At 42.5% G+C, this 3,159-nt stretch carries 3 protein-coding genes and 1 pseudogene; 1 reads left to right on the top strand and 3 read right to left on the bottom strand.

Annotation, left to right across the window (positions count from 1 at the left end):
* Positions 1-74, top strand: a pseudogene (locus QZ055_RS09470) (rubrerythrin family protein); the annotation flags it as partial.
* Positions 75-233: 159 nt separating this feature from the next.
* Here QZ055_RS09470 and thiM read toward each other — a convergent pair.
* From thiM to thiW, 3 genes are read right to left on the bottom strand one after another with little or no spacing between them, the layout of a single operon-like run.
* On the bottom strand, positions 234-1,754 hold the full coding sequence (thiM, locus tag QZ055_RS08855; RefSeq protein WP_295826323.1) for a hydroxyethylthiazole kinase: 1,521 nt from the start codon (positions 1,752-1,754) through the stop codon (positions 234-236).
* A gap of 13 nt (positions 1,755-1,767) precedes the next feature.
* A complete protein-coding gene (gene thiD / locus QZ055_RS08850; RefSeq protein WP_295826321.1) occupies positions 1,768-2,601 on the bottom strand; it encodes a bifunctional hydroxymethylpyrimidine kinase/phosphomethylpyrimidine kinase in 834 nt (277 codons plus the stop codon).
* Positions 2,601-3,080, bottom strand: coding sequence for an energy coupling factor transporter S component ThiW (gene thiW, locus QZ055_RS08845; RefSeq protein ID WP_119209090.1), 480 nt, complete (start codon positions 3,078-3,080; stop codon positions 2,601-2,603). The genes thiD and thiW overlap by 1 nt, the downstream gene beginning before the upstream one ends.
* Between the last annotated feature and the right edge of the window lie 79 nt (positions 3,081-3,159).

Raw genomic sequence — 3,159 nt, 5'->3', positions numbered from 1 at the left:
AAGAAGCTCCTAAAGTTTGCCCAGTATGTGCTCACCCACAAGCTTTCTTCCAACGTTTGGTTGAATCCTTCTAATCTGTAAATACGACACTAACTAAACTAACAACCTGTAAGTACAGATTTAAATTAAACACACCTGTAAGTACAATATAATCTTACAGTAAGTACTAACAACTTCCTTAACAAAAAAGACGATGACTTAAGTCATCGTCTTTTTTTGTGTTCTATTTGCTATTAAGGTTGTGCTCTATCTACTAAATGCTTAAACTGTTGGGCTGCTTCATAAGGATTATCTGCATGGGCTATAGCAGATATGATGGCAACACCACAGGCTCCTGCTTCTAGTATAGGTTTTGCATTATCTAAGGTAATGCCCCCTATACCAACACATGGTAGTGTTAAGCCTTCTGCTTGAAGTTCACTAATTCGATTTGGTCCGCATGGTTCTTGTGCATCAGGTTTACTACTTGTGGCGTACATAGGACCTACACCTACACAATCAGCGTAGACTACATCCGTCTTATGTAATTCCTCTATAGAGTGAATAGAGATACCAACGGCCTTATGGCCTACAAGATTACGTACCTCTTCAAGGCGCATATCCTCCTGCCCTACATGAACGCCATCGGCATTAACTGCCACTGCTAGGTCTACATCATCATTGATAATATAGAGTACATTGTACTTCGCACAGATTTGTTGTAATTGTTGAGCTAATTCTAATTTCTGTTGTCCTTCTAAGGTGCCCATGCCCTTTTCTCTGAATTGGAAACAGGTCACACCACCTCGACAAGCCTCTTCTACGACACTTAGCAAGCGATTTTCATTAAGACCTACATCTTGAGTGCCACCAATAAAATATACTTGTAATTGATCTGGCACAACTACAGGACGTATACGGTTTTCAGCCATAAGCACCGCATCATCTAGTGTATATAAAGCATCCATAAATGCCGTACTAAAGCTACCAGGTTTTACACCGCTCACCTGTACTGCACTTTCACCGGCCAAGCCATAGTAAGCCAATGCATAAGCGAGAAATTCACCGATAGATACGCTATCTTTACATGGATAATAGGCACTAAAGAAGGCTGCTAGTACGGCGCCTAATAAACAGCCTGTGCCTGTCACAGCTGTCATGACAGAGTGTCCATGTGGTACTGCAAATACCCGAATTCCATCGGAAATATAATCCTCTTCTCCCGTTGTTACTACCGGGCAGTTAATAAGGCGTGCTAGACGATAGGCAATAACAGCACTATCCTCAACTTGCGCCCCATCTACACCTTTGCCGGTAGTAGAATTATTAGCCGTATCATCGGGACTTAAAGCATCATAAATAGCTTTGATTTCACTTTGGTTACCTCGTAATAAAGAGATATTACCAGTCTTAATTAAATCTAAGACTACCGACAATCGGTAAGCTCCCGCATGACACCCTACTGGATCTAGTACAACTGGCACCTCATGTGTCTTCGCTAGTTTTATGGCTTCTTTATAGTAACTAACCTTATCTGGCGTAAGCGTTCCAATATTGATGAGTAAAGCCGATGCATGAACGATGAGGTCTTTTAAATCTTCACTGCATTCGCTCATCACAGGCGATGCACCAATGGCTAGTAAACCATTGGCCGTAAAGGTACGTACCACATCATTAGTAATGCAAATAACAAGAGGATTTCTCTGACGCAAGGTCTCTAATATATTTAGTTCAGGCCAAGTTCGGCCTTTCATATAAGGGTTTTCATAGGTCATACAAATATCTCCTCTAGTTATCTTTTAATAGCTCATCCATCGTTTCAGGTCCATTCGCCAATAAACCATAGGCCATATGATTAACAGGGCCACAGCCGTGTCCTAGCGCTGGATTGTGCTTAATAGCAAGAGCGATATAATTCTTCGCAATACCAATGGCATCCATTACGTCAGGCCCTTTAGCGAGCTCCGCCGTAATAACGGCAGAGAAGGTACAGCCCGTACCATGCGTGTGCACCGTATCGTATTTAGGGCTCGTCCACGTGCGTACACTACCATCTTTGGTGAAAGCATAATCTGTTGCATCTTCGCCGATGTGACCACCCTTAATGATTACCACTTTAGGGCCTAAGTCCTGTAAGATACGATTAGCCGCTGTTGTTATATCGCTTTCACAATTAATAGCCATGTCAGCTAAAACCTCAGCCTCACTGCGATTAGGGGTGATAACCGTAGCGGTAGGAATGAGTTTAGATTTTAAGAAATTCACAGCCTCATCTGCTACAAGTCGGTCACCGCTGGTGGCAATCATAACAGGATCCATTACGTACGGAATATCCTTGCTCACATAAGGATAAATGAGGTCCATCATTTCCGGTAAAGCAATCATGCCCGTCTTAACAGCTTGAGGAGGAATGTCAGAATACACATCGTGTAACTGTTTCTCTATGCTTTCTAAGGATAGATGTTCTACGTGGTGAACGCCCGTTGTATTTTGGGCTACTACAGAGGTAACAATAGCCATACCGTATACATTTCGGCTTTGGAAGGATTTCAAATCAGCCATAATGCCAGCACCACCGCTCGGGTCAGTACCAGCAATTGTTAGTGCAGTATGTAGTTTCATTATGCCTCCTTGTGTAATAGATGACGACGAGATAAGATTTGTAATACTACGAAGCCTATGCAAGCACCTGCCACAGAGCTCATGGAGAAGGATGTAATCAAGGTCAATAACGCCAACGGTTTCCCTAATAGGAAGTTAGCAATGGGATAGCTCACAAGAGCACCAATGAGACCTGTACCGATGATCTCACCTAGAGCTGCTGCCCAGATGGCATTGTATTTCTTATATAAATACGCAGATAGCCAAGCGCCAATCATGCTACCAGGAAAGGCCAATGGAGAGCCTAGTGCTAATACATTACGTAAACAAGATGTACTAAAAGCAGCGCCTACGGAAAATCTCGGCCCAACTATAACGGCTAAGATCACATTAATCATATGTTGAAACGGAAAAATACGAGCCGGCCCAACGGGAATAGATGTTGTGGATAACACGACACCTAAGGCTACACATATGCTAGCAATAATCAGTTTTTTCATAATACCTCCAAATATATAAAAACGAGACCACTCCAAATGGAATGGTCTCGTAATAGTTTAGTATTATGTTTCACTCCAC

The organism is uncultured Veillonella sp. (genome assembly GCF_905209685.1).
In the GTDB taxonomy this organism is placed as follows: domain Bacteria; phylum Bacillota; class Negativicutes; order Veillonellales; family Veillonellaceae; genus Veillonella.
Note: the sequence above shows the minus strand (reverse complement) of the source record. Positions and strands in the feature narration are given on the sequence as shown.